Here is a 16,469-nt window from a genome sequence, read left to right as displayed (position 1 = left end):
ACGCCCATTCGGGCTGCGGCCGACGATCAGGCCGGGACACGGAATCGGCTACGGCTACGGCTACGGCTACGGCTACGGCCGACGATCAGGGCAGGGCGCGCACTCGGCTGCGGGCGGGGTGACAGCGGGGCGCGAGCTTGGCGGGGGTCGGGCGGGAGTGGGGCAGCAGCTTGGCGGGGGCCGGGACGGAACAGCGCGGGACCGAGCGAGTGCCAGGCGGGGGCCCGGGGGCGGCCGGGTTAAGGCCCGGGGCGCCGAGCGGGAGCCACGCAGGCGCCCGGCGGGAGCGGGCAGGCGCCGAGCAGGAGTGGGCGGGGCCGAGCAGAAGCGGGGCGGGGTGCCGGGCGGGAGCCTGGCAGGAGCGGGGCCGGGCGCCAAGCGCGAGCGGGGCAGGCGCCGAGCAGGAGCGGAGCCGGGCGCCGAGCAGGAGCGGGGCCGGGTGCTGGGCGGGAGCCCGGCAGGCGCCGGGTGCCCGGTGGGAACCTGGCAGGGGCCGGGCGAGTCGGTGCGGCCTACCTCACAGGGCTCAGCTCAGGGTCTTCGCGCAACTTGCCCAGCGCACGCGACACCGCCGACTTGACCGTGCCGACGGAGACCCCGAGCACCTCCGCCGTCTGCGCCTCACTCAAGTCCTCGTAGTACCGCAGGACGACCATCGCCCGCTGTCGCGCCGGCAACTTCCTGATCGCCCGCCACATCGCGTCGTGCAGCGCCTGCTGCTCGGCGGGGTCCGAGGCGGGCAGCCCCTCCGGCTCCGGCAGCTCGTCGCACGCGAACTCGTCGACCTTGCGCTTGCGCCACTGCGACGTCCGCGTGTTCAGCAACGCCCGACGCACATAGCCATCCAGCGCCCGGTGGTCCTCGATCCGGTCCCAGGCGACATACGTCTTCGTCAGCGCGGTCTGCAGCAGGTCCTCGGCGTCGCTCGGGTTCGCGGTGAGCGACCGGGCGGTACGCAGCAACACCGGCTGGCGGGCCTTCACATACGAAGAGAACGACGGGTAGGCCGCGTACGGACGAGTCCGCGTCGCGGCGTCCGAAGCGCTGGTGCAGACGGGTGTGGTCATGGCTCCACGCTAGGTTCGCCCCCTACTCTCGCGGATCGGCCGCAGGTCCCGAAGCGGTGTCCCCCTCAGGTTGTAGGAGGGGGGTTGCCCCCACCTCCTGAGGGTGGACGAGCGGCGCCTGCACCCTGAGGGTTCATCCCTGAGAGACGACTACCGTGGCAGTAGCCGGGCGCAGTAGACGCGACCCCGAGAGCCAGTGGACGGGAACCCGGAGGCGGCGGAAGGGACCCTGGGAACGGGGTGGATGGGACCCCGGCTGCAGTAGACGGTCACCCCGGGAGTGGCCCCCGCCAGTGGACGGGACCCGGCACGCTCCGGCCTCCTCACCCCTCCGTCCCGAGAATCAGCCCCGAGGTGGGAACCCCGGTGCCCGCGGTGACGAGGACGCGGTCGGCCCCCGGTATCTGGTTCACGGACGTGCCCCGCAGCTGTCGTACCGCCTCCGCCACTCCGTTCATCCCGTGCAGATAAGCCTCCCCGAGCTGTCCTCCGTGTGTGTTGAGCGGCAGCAGCTCCTCGGCGACGAAGTCCGCGGCCTCCCCCGGCTTGCAGAACCCGAACTCCTCCAACTGCATCAGCACGAACGGCGTGAAGTGGTCGTACAGGATCCCCACGTCGATGTCCGCCGGACTCAGCCCGGACGTCCGCCACAGCTGCCGTGCCACCACGCCCATCTCCGGCAGCCCCGTCAGATCGTCCCGGTAGAAGCTGGTCATCTGCTCCTGCGCCCGGCCCGCGCCCTGCGCGGCGGCCGTGATCACCGCCGGGGGATGCGGCAGATCGCGGGCCCGCTCCACCGACGTAACCACCAGTGCCTGGCCGCCGTCCGTCTCCTGGCAGCAGTCCAGCAACCGCAGCGGCTCCACGATCCACCGCGAGGCCGCGTGCTCGGCGAGGGTGATCGGTCTGCCGTGGAAGTACGCCGCGGGGTTCGTCGCCGCGTACTTCCGGTCCACCACGGCGACATGGCCGAACGCCTCGGGCGTCAGTCCGTACGTGTGCAGATACCGCTGGGCCGCCATCGCCACCCAGGAGGCGGGCGTGAGCAGCCCGAACGGCAACGACCAGCCCAGCGCCGTCCCCTCCGCCGACGGCTCCCGCTGCTGCACCCCCGAACCGAATCGTCTGCCCGACCGCTCGTTGAACGCCCGGTAGCAGACCACCACCTCGGCCACCCCGGTCGCCACCGCGAGCGCCGCCTGCTGCACGGTCGCGCAGGCCGCCCCGCCCCCGTAGTGGATCCGCGAGAAGAAGGACAGCTCCCCCATTCCGGCCGTCTGGGCAACGGTGATCTCCGGGCTGGTGTCCATCGTGAACGTGACCAGCCCGTCCACGTCCCCCGGCGTCAGCCCGGCGTCGTCGAGCGCGGCCCGCACCGCCTCCACCGCCAGCCGCAGCTCGCTGCGCCCCGAGTCCTTGGAGAACGCGGTGGCCCCGATCCCGACGACCGCCGCCCTTCCGCCGAGCGTGTCCCGCGCCCGTACGCTCATGAGGCACCCCCGGGCGCCCCGGGCGGAAGGGTGACCGTCACCGTCCCGGTCACATGTCTGCCGATGCCGTTCGCCCCGACGACCCGCACCGTCGCGGTGTCGCCCGCGACCTCCTCGACCGAGCCGGTCAACACCATGGTGTCGCCCGGGTAGTTGGGAGCTCCGAGCCGTATGGCCACCTTGCGGAGCACCGCGCCCGGCCCGAAGCAGTCCGTGATGTACCTCCCGACCAGGCCATTGGTGGTCAGGATGTTCATGAAGATGTCGGGCGAACCCTTCTGCCGCGCCAACTCCGCGTCGTGGTGCACGTCCTGGTAGTCCCGTGACGCGATCGCCCCGGCCACGATCAGCGTGCGCGTGACCTCGATCTCCAGCGGCGGCAGTGCGTCGCCGACCCTCATGCCTCCACCTCACCGCTCACGACGGACTCTCCACTCACGATCAACTCCCCCAATTCCTGCAGCACTTCACTCCCGCATCCCAGATACGCATCCAACTGCCGCCCCCACAGAAAGTGCCGGTGCACCGGGTGCTCCAGATCGGCCCCCGTCCCGCCGTGCAGATGCTGACCCGTGTGCACCACCCGCTGCCCCGCCTCGGACGCCCACCAGGCGGCGGTCAGCGCGTGTGTCGCGTACTCCAGCCCCTCATCGCGGCGCCACGCCGCCTCGTACGCGGTCACCCGTATCGCCTCGGTGTCCATGTACGCGTCGGCTGCTCGGAGTTGGACCCCCTGCTTGGCGGCGAGCGGACGTCCGAACTGCTCCCGTGCATTGGTGTGCTCCACGGCCCGCGCCAGCGACCCCGCGCACACCCCGGCCTGCAGCCCCGCGAAGGCGGCACGCGCGGTGGCGAGTACGTCGTCGTATGCCTCACGGGAAGCCGCGTCCTCGTCGTCCCCGGCCGATGAACCCTCAGCGGATATACCGCTGGCCGATGGAACACCGGCCGAGGTGCCCCCGGCCGATGGAACGCCGGTCGATGGAACCCCGGCCGATGGAACCCTGACCGATGGACCCCCGAACGGTGTGCCGCCCAGCCGCTCGCCCGGTGTCCCGTCGAGCGTCAGCCGCCCCGCCGACCAGGGCGCCGTCAGCTCCACCGGCTCGCACGCCGCCTCGGAGGTCCGCACCAGCCAGAGCCGGCGCCGGTCGTCGGCGACAAGCACATGGGTGGCGTCCCGCAGCCAGGGCACCACGGGGACGACACCGCTCAGCCGCCTGGGCGCTTCCTCCCGCACGGCCCCCGGCCCGGAGATCGCCCCGCTCACCACCACCGTGCCATCCCCGATCCCCGGCAGCAGCCGCTTCCGCTGCTCCCGTGAACCGTGCGCCGCCACCGCCAGCAGCCCGTACACACAGCTCGCCGCGAACGGCACCTGGGCCGTGGTGCGCCCCTGCTCCTCCAGGAGAAGCACCAGGCCGAGGAGCCCTACGTCCTCCACGGCCGCCACGAGCCCGGCCGCGCACAGCTCCTTCCACAGCTCGGCGTCGCTGCCGGTCCCGGCCGCAGCGAGGCGCTCGTGCGTGGAGAGGTCGCCGAAGATCCGCGCGGCCAGATCACGGGCGGCCGCCTGCTCCTCCGTGGGCGTGAAGTCCATCTCAGCTCCCCCCGCCCTCGACCTCACCGGCCCGAAAGACCGGCAGCTCCAACTCCTCGTCGTACCGCTGGAAAGCGAGGCGCACGGGCATTCCGATCCGCACCTTGTCGTAGGGCACCCCGATCACATTGCTCACAATCCGCACGCCCTCGGCCAGTTCGATCAGACCGACCGCGTAAGGAGGGTCAAAGGCCGGGAAGCGCGGATGGTGCATGACGACGTACGAGTAGACGGTCCCTTCACCGCTCGCCTCGACCGTGTCCCAGTCCAAGGAGCCGCACCCGTTGCACCCTGGCAGCCAGGGAAAGCGCAGCGCCCCGCAGCCGTCGCACCGCTGGATGAGCAGCTGGTGCCGGCCCACTCCCTCCCAGAATCCGGCATTGTCCCGGTTGATCACCGGGCGTGGCCGTCTGCCCTTGGGCCTGCTCCGCGCCGGCGCGTACTTGAGGATCCGGAACCGGTGCGTCCCGGCCAGTTCGCCGCCCGCCCTCACATCCATACGCGTGGTGACGAAGTGCCCCGTCCCCAGCTTGGTCCTCTTGCGCTCGGAGACTGACTCGATCACCGCGTCGAAGGTGATCTCGTCCCCGGGGCGCAGGGGGCGTACGTACTCCTGCTCGCAGTCGGTGGCGACCACCGAGGTGTATCCGGCGTCGTCGAGCAGTCCGAGCAGCTCGTCGTAGGCGTCGGAGCGGCCCGCGTGCCCGGAGAGGCCACCCATCGTCCAGACCTGGAGCATGGTGGGCGGCGCCATGGCGTCCGGCCCCCCGTACGCCGGATTCGTGTCGCCCATCGCCTCGCACCAGTGCCGGATCATCGGCTCGTTGACCGGGTCCTTGCCCACACCCGCGACAGCGGCGGGCCGCCCCTCGTACGCCTTCAACCGGACCGCCAGCTCGTCCCCCTCGTATTCCTCCAGCCGCTCCGCCAGTTCATCCGCCTCGCACGCCTTCAGCTGCTCCGCCAGCTTGTCCCCTCCGTCGCTCACCGCCGCCCCCTCCTCATCCCGAGCCGCATCGTCGCCACGATCTCCCGCTGCACCTCGCTCACCCCGCCCCCGAACGTGTTGATCTGCGCCGCCCTGTTCATCCGCTCCAGCTCGCCGTCCCCGAACACCCCCGGCGAACCGGAGCGCACCAGCGCGTCCGCTCCCACAATTTCCTGACACATTCGGTACACCGCGACCGCCGATTCGGTTCCCACGACTTTCACGCCGCTCGCGTCGCCGGGCGCCGGCCCACCGGCCGCCACATCCCCCACCAAACGCCAGTTGAGCAGGCGTGATGCCGCCAGCCGGGCATGCACTTCGGCCAGCCGAAAACGCACCCACGGCTCGTCAATCCGACGCCGACCCGTCACCGGATCGGGTGTACGCGCCGCCTGCAGCGCGGCCGCGTAGAAGTCCTCGGCCTGCATCCCGATCGCGGCGAGCGCGACCCGCTCGTGGTTGAGCTGGTTGGTGATGAGTCCCCAGCCGCCGTTCTCCTCGCCGACGAGGTTCGAGAGAGGGACGCGGACCCCGTCGTAGTAGGTGGCCGTGGTCGTCAGCCCGCCCACCGTCCGAATCGGTGTCCACGAGAAGCCGGGCGCGTCCGTGGGCACGAGGATGATCGAGATGCCCTGGTGCTTGGGCGCGTCCGGGTCGGTGCGGCAGGCGAGCCAGATCCAGTCGGCGTTCTGGGCGTTGGAAGTGAAGATCTTCTGCCCGTCGATCCGCCAGTACGCGCCCGCGCCCGAGCCGTCGCCACCCGCACCACCCTCGCCCTCGACGCCTTCGCCCGCACCACCCTCGCCACCGGCGCCGCCCGCGCCCGCGCCGCCCAAATTCTCTACGCCCTCCCCCTCCCGCACAGCGCGCGTCCGCAGCGCGGCGAGGTCCGTCCCCGCCGAGGGCTCCGAGTACCCGATGGCGAAGACGAGGTCCCCGCTCAGGATGCGCGGCAGGAAGAAGGCCTTCTGCTCCTCGCTCCCGTACTTCATGAGCGTCGGCCCGACGGTGTTCAGCGTGACCATGGACACCGGCGCGCCGGCCCGGTAGGCCTCGTCGAAGAACACGAACTGTTCGTCCGCGCCGCGCCCCTGGCCTCCGTACGCGACCGGCCAGCCGAGCCCGAGCAGGCCGTCGGCGCCGATGCGGCGCAGCAGGGCACGCTGTCGGCCCGGGTCGTCGGCGGGCGGCGGCCCGTCGGGCATCAGGTCGCGGAAGTACGTACGGAGCTCGGCACGCAGCCGCTGCTGGCGCTCGGTAGGGGCGAGGTGCACGGCGGCGGCCCTCCCGGACTTCGTACGGACAAGGGTTTCTGACTGTCCGTCAGATACTGCCGACTGTCAAGGTCACCGAGCGCCCCGCACGCAGGCCAGGCCAGGTCAGGTCAGGTCAGGCACACGAAAAACGTCTGCGCGACGGCACCGAAGCACCGCCGCGCAGACGCGTTAGCACCCCACAGAGCACTACCCCACACGGGAGTTTCCGGGCCGATCTGAGCGCATCGGCCCCCGGCTCACCAGAGCTTGGTGAAGTTGACGACGGCGTTGAACTGGTCGATGGCCGTGAACTCGGAGCCGTTCACCTGGGCCGCGTTGCTCTGGTTCGAGGCACGGGAGCCGACCGCCTGCTGCTGAGTGGTGGAGGAGTTGCCGTAGTTGTCGTTTCCGACCCCGCTGCCGCTGATGGTCGCCACTCCCGCGTTCGATCCGTCGTCCGCGAAGGCGCCGTTGTCCGCCGCCGCGACACCCGTGAAGAGTGCGGCCGCAAGGGGCAGGGCGGCGACGGCGGCGAGAACGCGGGCGGTACGGATGCTTGCCATGTGAATTCCTCCAGAACCGGTTGTACGCACCGGCGTGAACCGGGATGTACGTGAAATACGGCTTGTTCCAAGGCAGTTGGCCGACCGCCTCGGCGCTTTTGCACGACGTCGCGAATCCAGAGTTGCCCACCGAATCCCCGGCGAACCACCCCGGAAGCCGCGATTCGCCCTCAAGCGTGAGGACATGTCGATAAACCACCTTCACGCGCACAAATCACCTGCTCAGACCGCAGCGGGCGACTCAATCCCAGGCGCCGCAAGGGCTGAAGCGTTCCGGCGCATTTTCAGCCAATCTCACCCCTCGCCCACCCCGCGGCCTCGCGTGTCCGGCGAACCCTTCCCTTTTTCGAACACTCGTACGAACATGGATGCATGGCCACCATCGACCGGCAGGCCACGACTCTGGCCCTGGCCCACGCCCTGTCCGCAGCCGAGCGCGGACTGGCGGTGATCCCGCTGTCCCGAACGAAGCTCCCGGCCCTGCGCTCCCCCCACCGCGACGACCCCGATCCCTCCCCCTGCCACGGCGAATGCGGCCGCTTCGGACACGGTGTGTACGACGCCTCGACCGACCCCCGGCGCATCCGCGAACTCTTCGCCGCCGCCCCCTGGGCCACCGGTTACGGCATCGCCTGCGGCCTCGCCCCGCACCACCTCATCGGCGTCGACCTCGACACCAAATCCGGTACGGACTCCTCGGCGGCCCTCCGCGAACTGGCCCTGCGCCACCTCTTCACGATCCCGGAGACAGTGGTCGTCCTCACCCCCAGCGGCGGCCGCCACCTCTGGCTGAGCGGACCGCCGGATGTGGTGGTCCCCAACTCGGCGGGACGCCTGGCCCCCGGCATCGACATCCGCGGCGCCGGCGGCTACCTCGTCGGCCCCGGCTCACGCACCGAACACGGCGTGTACGGCACGGCTCCGGGCACCGCCCATCTGGCACCGGCACCCTGCCCGCGCGAACTCCTGCGCCTGCTCACGCCCCCGCCCCGTACGCACCACCCCACGCCCCCCGCGACCGGCCAACACGGCCAGGGGCTGGTCCAGTTCGTGCTCGCCGCCCACGCGGGCCAGCGCAACACGCGCCTCTTCTGGGCCGCCTGCCGCGCCTACGAGAACGGCATCGGCCCCCAACTGACCGACCCTCTCGTCGAAGCCGCCGTCCGCACGGGCCTCACCGAACGCGAGGCCCGCTCGACCATCGCCTCGGCGGCGCGCATGACTGCCCCGTCGTCCCGCCGCCACGCATGACGGCACAACGGCCGAGGCCGACACAACGGCGGTGGCCGGCGCGGCTCGGTGCCGCGCCGGCCTCCGCCGGAGCCATGGGTCAGCCGACAGCTCAGCCGGCGAAGCGGTAGCCGAAGTTGCCGCCGCCGACCGGGCCGCCGAGCGTGCCCAGGTGGAAGCTGGTGGCACCGGTGCCGGTGACACCCGATGCGCCGGTCGCCAGCTTCCAGACGCGGCCCTTGTAGCCGTCCTCACCGTTGCCGCCCACGTAGACCTCGGGCACGCCGTTCCCGTCGGTGTCGATCACGGCCGTAGCGGCGCCGAAGTGGTCCTCGTTCTCGGAGGTGCTGGGTATGCCCTGGGCGTTCTGGGTGAACGACGTGGCGCCGCTCGTGGTGATCCCGGAGGCGCTGCCCCGCAGGACGGTGATCGCCCCCGACTGGGCGGTGGTGGCGGCGTCGGAACCCGTCTCGTACGCGGCACCGATGACCACGTCGGGGCAACCGTCCTGGTCGGTGTCACCGATCGCCAGCGCCGAACCGAAGGCGTCGCCGGCCTCGTCCACACCGGGAACTCCGGCGCTGGCCTGGGAGTACGCACGGGAGCTCACCGTGCCACTGACGCCGTCCGGGCCGCCGTACGCCACGTAGAACTTGTTCGCCTTCGGCTGGCCGGTGACCAGGTCCTGGTAACCGTCCTTGTTCAGGTCGCCGAAGGCGGCGGGCGGGTTGTTGGTGGCGGCCTCGTACGGACCCACGTACGCGCTGCCCTTGACCAGGCCGGCGGCCGAGCCCTTGAGGACCACGCCCCCCGTGGCGCCGTTGCCCAGCACGCGGTAGCCGCTCACCACGACGTCGGCGGTCCCGTCCCCGGTCATGTCGCCCACGTAGAGGGTGGAGGTCGAGACGTCGTCCAGGCTCGGGGTGTCGCGGTGCCACACGCCGGCCGGCTTGCCCGTGGTGCGGTCGAGTGGGCCGAGCAGGACGGAAACCCCGTACGAGCGGCCGTTGTTGCCGCGGCTGACGAAGTCGTCGATCCCGTCGCCGTTGACGTCGCCCACACCGGAGCCGCCGCCGAGCAGCTTCGGGTCGGTGGCGGTGTAGTTGCCCGTCGGCAGGGTGGTGCCCGCGCCCGTGATGCCGTTCGCGCTGCCCCAGAGGATGGTGTTCCTCTCGATCCAGTGGAGCACCAGGTCGTCGTACCCGTCGCCGTCCAGGTCGCCGAAGCCGCTGACCTCCCGCCACCTGTCGTCCTCTACGGGGTCGCCGGGAACGCCGTCCGTGGCCTTGCTGATGACGGACGCGGTGTCGTACTTCAGCCCCGAGGCGGAGCCGTAGGCGATGGTGACGACGCCGGCCCGCTTGACGTCGCCCACGGTCGCGGTGTGCGCCCCGATGGCGAGGTCGGCGTACCCGTCGCCATTGAAGTCCGCGGTCCTGCCCGCCGCGGCCTGCGGAGCGGCGACCGCCGCCGGAGCCAGTCCGGTGACACCAAGAATGGTCGCCGCACAGACGGCAGCCGTGATCAACGCTTTCTCACGCATGAGACCCCCCCGGGTTCACAGGCGGCCCCCAGGACCGCGTGAAGATCGTGTGCTCCTGGAGGATACGGGGCAGCAGTGACAGAAGGGATCTGCCCCCGGAGACGGCGAGAGCCCCCGACCGGTCCTGCTGGTCAGAGGCTCTCGCCCACTGCGGTGGGTGTGGGATTTGAACCCACGGTGACTCGCGCCACGACGGTTTTCAAGACCGTTCCCTTAGGCCGCTCGGGCAACCCACCCCGCGCCGTCAACAGTGGTGAACGGCGCGGGGACAAGACTAACCGGTCGGCAGCCGCCCGCGTGGCTCAGCTGTCGCCCTCTCGGGAGCCCAGGGTGACGTCCACGGTGTGAGTCTTGCCGTCGCGCGTGTACGTGAGCTTGACGGTGTCGCCGGGCTGGTGGGTCCAGATCTCGCCGATGAGGGTCGGGCCGCTGTCGATCACCTGGTCGTCGAGCTTGGTGATGACGTCGCCGGGCTTGAGGCCGGCCTTGTCGGCGGGACCGTTCGGAGTGACTGCGTCCGAGCCGCTCGCGCCCTGCTCGGTGATCTTCGCGCCGCCGGTGCCCTCTTCGAGGGAGACCGACGCGCCGATCACCGGGTAGACCGGCTTGCCGGTCTTGATCAGCTGCTGGGCGACGTGCTTCGCCTGGTTGACCGGGATCGCGAAGCCCAGACCGATCGAGCCGGACTGGCCCGCACCGCCGAGGCCGCCGCTGCTCGACGACTGAATCGCCGAGTTAATGCCGATGACCGCGCCCTGCGCGTCAAGAAGAGGGCCACCGGAGTTGCCCGGGTTGATGGAGGCGTCCGTCTGCAGGGCGCTCATGTACGAGGCCTTGCTGCTGGCGCTGCCGTCGCTGGAGGCCACCGGGCGGTTCTTGGCGCTGATGATGCCCGTGGTCACCGTGTTGGAGAGGCCGAAGGGCGCGCCGATCGCGATCGTGGAGTCGCCGACGGCCACCTTGTCGGAGTCGCCGAGGGCGAGCGGCTTCAGGTCCGACGGCGCGTTCTTGAGCTTGATGACCGCGACGTCGTAACCCTGCGCGTGGCCGACCACTTCGGCGTTGTACTTCTTGCCGTTGGGGAAGGTCGCGGTGAGCTTGCCGCCGTCGACCGCGTCCGCGACGACGTGGTTGTTGGTGAGGATGTGGCCCTGAGTGTCGAAGACGAAGCCCGTGCCGGTGCCGCCCTCACCGCTGGTGCTCTCGGCCTCGATGGTGACGGTGCTCGGCAGCGCCTTGGCGGCCACGTTCGCGACCGTGCCCGAGGCGCGCTTCACGTCGCCGCTGCTGCTCGGGGCGGAGACCGTCGTGGAGTCGGTGGAGGCGTCGTTGTTCTTGGCCAGCGAGTAGCCGATGCCGCCGCCGACGCCGCCCGCGACCAGCGCGGCCACCAGGATCGCGGCGACCAAGCCGCCGCGCCCCTTCTTCGGCTTCGGCGTGGGCTGCTGGTAGGAGGAACCCCAGCCGCCGGCCCCCGAGCCGCCGCCGTCCGCGTACGAGGGAACGGCGGGCGGCGGAGGCGGCCAGCCCGCCTCGGCGGCGGAGCCGGGGGCTCCGGTGCCCTGTCCATGCGGAGCGGCGCCCTGTCCGGCTCCGGCCGACGCGTACGCCGGGTGCCCCGCGGGCGCCAGTGCCTGCTCCGGCGCGCCGGGGGCGCTCGGAGGCACCGCCGGGATCGGAGCGGTCGGTGCGCCCCCCTCGGGCGCTGCGGTCTGCGCGGAAGCAGCGGGAGTTTCCACCGGCACGGGAGGTGCGGACGGGGCCGGCGGTACTGCGGTGCCCTCGTTCTCGGTGCTCACAGCTCTTCTCCTCGATCCACGGCTGTTGTTCTCGGTCGCACTCGGTCACGCTCACTCACGCTTGTCGACGGTCCGGCGCGATTCAGCTGTGCATGTGCTTTTGTACGCCGTCAGCTTTTCCCACCGGACGTCAGAGCACCATAAGCGGTGGCTGTGGGTCCGGGACCATCCTTTATAACGGACCTTTACCGCGAAACAGTCAAATTCCTTACGTCTTCGACCTCACGCCGCCCCGCGACGGTGGCACCATGACGCGGTGACCCTCGCACGACAGCACCCGATTCAGGTCGTCGCCCACCGTGGAGCCTCCGAAGACGCCCCTGAGCACACCCTGGCCGCGTACAAGAAAGCGATCGAGGACGGTGCGGACGCCCTCGAGTGCGACGTACGACTGACCGCGGACGGCCACCTCGTCTGTGTCCACGACCGCCGCATCAACCGTACGTCCAACGGTCGCGGAGCGGTCTCGGCCCTGGAGCTCTCCGAGCTCGCCGCGCTGGACTTCGGCTCCTGGAGGAACCGCGACGAGGCCCCCGACTGGGAGTACGGCCCCGAGGACCGGGAGGACACCTCCGTCCTCACCCTGGAGCGACTGCTCGAACTCGTCGCGGACGCGGGCCGCCGCGTCGAGCTGGCCATCGAGACCAAGCACCCGACCCGCTGGGCGGGCCAGGTCGAGGAGCGGCTGCTGCTTCTGCTGAAGCGTTTCGGCCTGGACGCCCCGGAGTCCGCCGCCGAGTCGCCCGTACGCGTCATGAGCTTCTCGGCGCGCTCACTGCACCGCGTCCGGGCCGCGTCCCCGACTTTGCCCACGGTCTATCTGCTGCAGTTCGTCTCACCCCGGCTGCGCGACGGACGACTGCCGGCGGGTGTCCGGATCGCGGGCCCCTCGATGCGGATCGTACGCAGTCACCCCGGATACATCGAACGGCTGAAACGGGCCGGACACCAGGTGCACGTCTGGACCGTGAACGAGCCCGAGGACGTCGATCTCTGCGTTGAGCTGGGCATCGACGCGATCATCACCAACCGCCCGCGCGCGGTACTACGCCAGTTGGGCTGCTGACTGCACAGCCTCCTCCACGAAGCCGCCTCCGAAACTCCGCAATCAACCCCGGAATCCACCGTCGAATTCAGGCCACGCGATTACAGGGAGTGCACCGGCGCGTTCGGTCCGTGTTCGATCGTTACAAGTGCGTCAGCAGACGTGGATTGGCCGGTTTCCGGTCCAGTGCAAAGGGGCATCCACACCGTGGCGTGGGGCAAAGGAGGTCTCGGGGGTGGCGTTGGTGGTGGCACAGGAGGTGCCCACGTCGTCGAGCATGGCCGTGCCCCATGGCCCTGCGGGCGTGGGGGAAGCAAGACATCGGATGCGCGATCAGCTGCGCTCCGGTGGCATGGCGGAATCGGTCATCGACGATGCCGTACTGATCCTTTCCGAACTGCTCAGCAACGCCTGCCGACATGGCAGACCACTGGGTGACGCCCTGGCCGGGGACGGCGACGTCCGGGCCGCGTGGCGCGTCGATCCGTCCGGAAGGCTCACCGTCGAGGTGACGGACGGCGGTGGTCCGACCCGTCCGGTTCCGGCCACGCCCTCGGTCACCGCGCACGGCGGCCGCGGGCTGAACATCATCACGGCGCTGGCCAAGGACTGGGGCGTGAGGGACGACGCCCGCGGCGAGGTCACGGTGTGGGTGGTGATCCAGGACGACATGGACGACACGGCAACCGCGCACCGCCGCGACGATTTCGCTACGCGCGTCGCGTCACCGAGCGTGTCGGGGATACCCGACCTCGACTTCGCCGACGCCTTCGACGACCTGGACTGAGGCAACACGCCGACCGAGACACGAGGACGAACACACACACCGCCCGAGAGCCGCGGACCAAGGAACACGCCGCGCAAGACGCACGCCGCGCGAGGCACGCCGCCCGAGGCGGGCGCACGCGGACTGAACCGCCGCTTCCGGGACGACACGGTGCGTTGTCCACAGGGTCCCGTCGGCTCTCGTACGAACGGCTAGGCTCGCGCCCGTACGAGACGAGCCGTGATCGGGAGACACCCACGATGGCCAAGAAGCGACCCCAGACGAAGGCCAAGCAGCCGCAGCTGAAGGACGGGGAGATCCCGGTAGTCGGCGCTCGCGAGCCCTGCCCCTGCGGCAGTGGCCGCCGCTACAAGGCCTGTCACGGCCGAGCGGCCGCGCACGCCGTGACCGAGCTGGTGCAGCGCCCCTTCGAGGGACTGCCGGGCGAGTGCGACTGGGTCGCGCTGCGCGAGCTGGTGCCCGCCGCGACGGTCGAGCTGAAGCTCAAGGAGAGCCTCCCCGAGGGCGTCCCCTCGGTCACCCTCGCCACCGTCCTGCCGATGGCGTGGCCGGCGCTGCGCCGCGACGACGGCTCGGTCCTCATCGGCCTGCAGAACGACACGGCCTCGGGTGACATCAGCCGCGACCTGGCCGACACCCTCCAGCGCGCGCTCACCGCGGAGCCCGGTACTCCGGTCGAGGGCCGGCGCGCCCCGGCCGACGGTCCGCGACTGCAGGATCTCCTCGACCCCGAAGGCGCGTTCGAGCCAGTTGTGCACAGCGGCTTCGAGTTCTGGGTCCCGGACGCGGAGAACGCGACGCCGGAGGTGACCGCATCCCTGGAGCGGGCCAACGCCGCCGCCATCCCGACCGTGAAGCTCACCGGGGTCGATGCCGCCTACTGGTGCGAGACCCCCGACAAGAACCACCTGCGGTGGGTCATGCCCCACCCGGAGGAGCAGCTTCTGGACGCGCTGGCGCGGCTGCACGCGGCCGGTCGGTCCAGCCTCGGGGAGGGCACCCGGCTGGTCGGTTCCTTCCGTGCGCACGGCCTCACGGTGCCGGTCTGGGACCTGCCGACGGGGGTCACGGCGGACGACATCGAGAAGCCGGCCGCCGAGTTCGCCGAGCGCCTCGCCGCCGCTCTGGCCACGGACGCACCGCTCACGGCGGACGAGCGCCGGGCGCGCGGCGGCCTCACCAACCGACAGGTCACGCTCAGCTGACTCACAGACAAGAAACTGACCGACTGGTCAGCTGGTCAGCGTGGCACGGAACGGGTGACTCCTGTCACAACTCCCCGTTGTGACAGGTAAATCCGTGTCCGAATAGCCGAGATCGAATTTGCGAACCGCCGATCTCTTGTTACCGTTCGAGTAGCCCGGTTGCTGGTGCATCCCCCGTCGCCAGCAACCGGGTCTTTCCATGGGCGGAGTCCCGTACGACGTCAACCGCCTTGCTACTGGACCGAGTTGCTCCCCGAGCGCAGCAACAGCGGCCCGCCGGACCCGGTGCCTTTCGCGAACTCCGCGACCGCCGTGTACGCCCCCACGTCCCCCGCGGTGCGCTCCCTGGGCGTCTCGCACACCCTCGGGTCGTCCTTCGCGCCCACCGCGCAGTTCATCTGCACCGTGCGTCCGCCAGGGCCCATGAGGCTCAGCACCGAGCTCAGCTCGTCGCCGCTCACATTGCGGTAGTAGGTGCGCGCCCAGGTTTCCTCACCCTGCGCGAGGACACAGGTCTGCGCCTCGATGCCGTCGGGCGAGGAGAGCTCGGGGCCGCACCGGGCGGCGGTGGCGAGGCCGAGACCGAGCAGCAGGGGAGATCGCGTGGATTCGGTGGCCGACGGTCGCTTGTCGTCGTCGCGTTCGGATGCGCGTACGCCCGCAGGGCCGTCGACGTCGCCGACCGGCCCTGCGGATGCCACGGCCAGCGGGAGGGCCACCGTGACCGCCACTACGCCCGCGAGTGCGAGCAGGCGAACTCTTCGGGAGTCTGGCCCGCCGCTTAGCGGCAATGAGGCTCTGTGTCCCCCAGAATGACGCTGCATAAAAGGGAAGATAACGACCATGGGCGGGCGCCCGGTTCGCCGCGCGCCCGACACCCCTACAACTCGGGCGCGCTCACACCCGTACGAGTGAGGGCCTCCACCACGGCGTCCACGACGGCCTCGACATCGGGAACCCAGGGGGCGGCCGAGCCGGGCAGCGGGGCCCGCTCCCAGCGGATCTGGCCCTGGCCGGTCTCGGAGGGCGGCAGCGCGATGTAGCCGCCCTCGCCGTGGAAGCGGAGGGAACCGGGCACGAAGTCCTTGGCGTAGAGCAGCTCGCCGAGCTGCTCCATGGAGTACGGCGCGACGAGGATCGACCAGCGCGTGGGGGACGCGATGACGGGACCGAGGCGCATGCCCTTGCGGTCGAGGGCGTCGAGGGCGCGGGCCGCCGCGAGGGCGGGCAGGCTCACCGCGCAGGGGGCCTTGCCTCCGGTGGCCAGCACGATGGGCGCCGACGGCCGGTTGGTCCACCACCAGCGCACCATGCGCTCGTCGGTGGTGGCCGCGAGGAGACCGGGGTCGAAGGGATGGGCGCCGGGCACCGTGCACTCCGGGTCGGGGCATCCGCAGCGGGCGCGCCCCTGCGGGTCCGCCGCCACACCCGGGAGGACGGGCCAGCGCCATTCGGTCGCGAAGGTCAGGGCCGCGCCGAGCACCTCAGGCCTCCCGTTGTTTCGCCTGGACAGGAGCCTGCGTCGCCTTCCGAGGATCTCGCGCATGAGCGCTCGTTCCTTTCCGTTGCACGCCTGGCAACACCGAGGACCACATCACACCATGTGTCGATCACTTCACTGTGCGTACCTGCTGGCGCATCACACCCCTGCTGGAGACAAGGGGAACCCCTCTGGGTCGAGCATTTGGCTGCGTCCGCGTCCATACTGCGTGTATCAAAAGCATGGGCATGGCGTGGGGTGGCGGCGCCTGGCGTTTTGCTGTCCCGCGTATTTCTTGCCGCCTCCGCCACGGGAGGATGGGGCACGGTCGTCGGTGGTTAAGACGCCCGGGTCCGTTGCCAGGTTCCGGGCTGATCTCAACCGCCCCTGGCCTTCACCGAGTACGTACCCATCAC

General features: G+C 70.8%; 15 protein-coding genes and 1 tRNA gene. 4 read left to right on the top strand and 12 right to left on the bottom strand.

The window, feature by feature from the left end; genetic code table 11:
* Positions 1–512: 512 nt before the first annotated feature.
* From ACFY0T_RS25530 to ACFY0T_RS25500, 7 genes are all read right to left on the bottom strand, one after another.
* Positions 513–1,067, bottom strand: coding sequence for a SigE family RNA polymerase sigma factor (locus tag ACFY0T_RS25530; protein ID WP_388874803.1), 555 nt, complete (start codon positions 1,065–1,067; stop codon positions 513–515).
* A 323-nt stretch (positions 1,068–1,390) separates the two neighbouring features.
* On the bottom strand, positions 1,391–2,557 hold the full coding sequence (locus ACFY0T_RS25525; RefSeq protein WP_388874800.1) for a lipid-transfer protein: 1,167 nt from the start codon (positions 2,555–2,557) through the stop codon (positions 1,391–1,393).
* On the bottom strand, positions 2,554–2,958 hold the full coding sequence (locus ACFY0T_RS25520) for a MaoC family dehydratase (protein ID WP_388874797.1): 405 nt from the start codon (positions 2,956–2,958) through the stop codon (positions 2,554–2,556). Before ACFY0T_RS25520 ends, ACFY0T_RS25525 begins: the two co-directional genes overlap by 4 nt.
* Positions 2,955–4,157, bottom strand: coding sequence for an acyl-CoA dehydrogenase family protein (locus ACFY0T_RS25515; RefSeq protein WP_388874794.1), 1,203 nt, complete (start codon positions 4,155–4,157; stop codon positions 2,955–2,957). Before ACFY0T_RS25515 ends, ACFY0T_RS25520 begins: the two co-directional genes overlap by 4 nt.
* A 1-nt stretch (position 4,158) precedes the next feature.
* Positions 4,159–5,076, bottom strand: coding sequence for a bifunctional MaoC family dehydratase N-terminal/OB-fold nucleic acid binding domain-containing protein (locus tag ACFY0T_RS25510; protein WP_388875157.1), 918 nt, complete (start codon positions 5,074–5,076; stop codon positions 4,159–4,161).
* A gap of 65 nt (positions 5,077–5,141) precedes the next feature.
* Positions 5,142–6,419, bottom strand: a complete 1,278-nt coding sequence (locus ACFY0T_RS25505; protein ID WP_388874791.1) for an acyl-CoA dehydrogenase family protein — start codon at positions 6,417–6,419, stop codon at positions 5,142–5,144.
* Between the two features lie 239 nt (positions 6,420–6,658).
* Positions 6,659–6,964 carry a hypothetical protein gene (locus ACFY0T_RS25500; protein ID WP_388874788.1) on the bottom strand — a complete coding sequence of 102 codons (306 nt, stop codon included), beginning with the start codon at positions 6,962–6,964 and terminating at the stop codon, positions 6,659–6,661.
* A 372-nt stretch (positions 6,965–7,336) separates the two neighbouring features.
* Between ACFY0T_RS25500 and ACFY0T_RS25495 the strand changes: the two genes are divergently transcribed.
* Complete coding sequence (locus ACFY0T_RS25495; RefSeq protein WP_388874786.1) at positions 7,337–8,215, top strand: bifunctional DNA primase/polymerase; 879 nt, start codon at positions 7,337–7,339, stop codon at positions 8,213–8,215.
* Between the two features lie 91 nt (positions 8,216–8,306).
* Here ACFY0T_RS25495 and ACFY0T_RS25490 read toward each other — a convergent pair whose 3' ends face one another.
* The 3 genes from ACFY0T_RS25490 to ACFY0T_RS25480 form a co-directional block, all read right to left on the bottom strand.
* Positions 8,307–9,737, bottom strand: coding sequence for an FG-GAP and VCBS repeat-containing protein (locus ACFY0T_RS25490; protein ID WP_388874783.1), 1,431 nt, complete (start codon positions 9,735–9,737; stop codon positions 8,307–8,309).
* 151 nt (positions 9,738–9,888) lie between these two features.
* Positions 9,889–9,973 (bottom strand) — tRNA-Ser (locus ACFY0T_RS25485).
* Between the two features lie 66 nt (positions 9,974–10,039).
* Complete coding sequence (locus ACFY0T_RS25480) at positions 10,040–11,536, bottom strand: S1C family serine protease (RefSeq protein WP_388874782.1); 1,497 nt, start codon at positions 11,534–11,536, stop codon at positions 10,040–10,042.
* Positions 11,537–11,792: 256 nt separating this feature from the next.
* Here ACFY0T_RS25480 and ACFY0T_RS25475 point away from each other — a divergent pair, with 256 nt between their 5' ends.
* From ACFY0T_RS25475 to ACFY0T_RS25465, 3 genes are all read left to right on the top strand, one after another.
* Positions 11,793–12,602: a glycerophosphodiester phosphodiesterase gene (locus ACFY0T_RS25475; RefSeq protein WP_388874779.1), complete on the top strand. Its 810-nt coding sequence runs from the start codon at positions 11,793–11,795 to the stop codon at positions 12,600–12,602.
* 127 nt (positions 12,603–12,729) lie between these two features.
* Complete coding sequence (locus ACFY0T_RS25470; RefSeq protein WP_388874777.1) at positions 12,730–13,368, top strand: ATP-binding protein; 639 nt, start codon at positions 12,730–12,732, stop codon at positions 13,366–13,368.
* A gap of 239 nt (positions 13,369–13,607) precedes the next feature.
* On the top strand, positions 13,608–14,573 hold the full coding sequence (locus ACFY0T_RS25465) for a DUF5926 family protein (protein ID WP_388874774.1): 966 nt from the start codon (positions 13,608–13,610) through the stop codon (positions 14,571–14,573).
* A 233-nt stretch (positions 14,574–14,806) separates the two neighbouring features.
* Here ACFY0T_RS25465 and ACFY0T_RS25460 read toward each other — a convergent pair whose 3' ends face one another.
* Together ACFY0T_RS25460 and ACFY0T_RS25455 are read right to left on the bottom strand one after the other, a co-directional pair.
* On the bottom strand, positions 14,807–15,397 hold the full coding sequence (locus ACFY0T_RS25460) for a hypothetical protein (RefSeq protein WP_388874771.1): 591 nt from the start codon (positions 15,395–15,397) through the stop codon (positions 14,807–14,809).
* Between the two features lie 56 nt (positions 15,398–15,453).
* Positions 15,454–16,119, bottom strand: coding sequence for a bifunctional DNA primase/polymerase (locus tag ACFY0T_RS25455; protein ID WP_388874768.1), 666 nt, complete (start codon positions 16,117–16,119; stop codon positions 15,454–15,456).
* Positions 16,120–16,469: the final 350 nt, after the last annotated feature.

Source organism: Streptomyces sp. NPDC001530 (assembly GCF_042894545.1).
Taxonomy (GTDB): domain Bacteria; phylum Actinomycetota; class Actinomycetes; order Streptomycetales; family Streptomycetaceae; genus Streptomyces.
The sequence above is the reverse complement of the archived record's forward strand: the minus strand, read 5'-3'. Positions and strand labels throughout refer to the sequence as shown.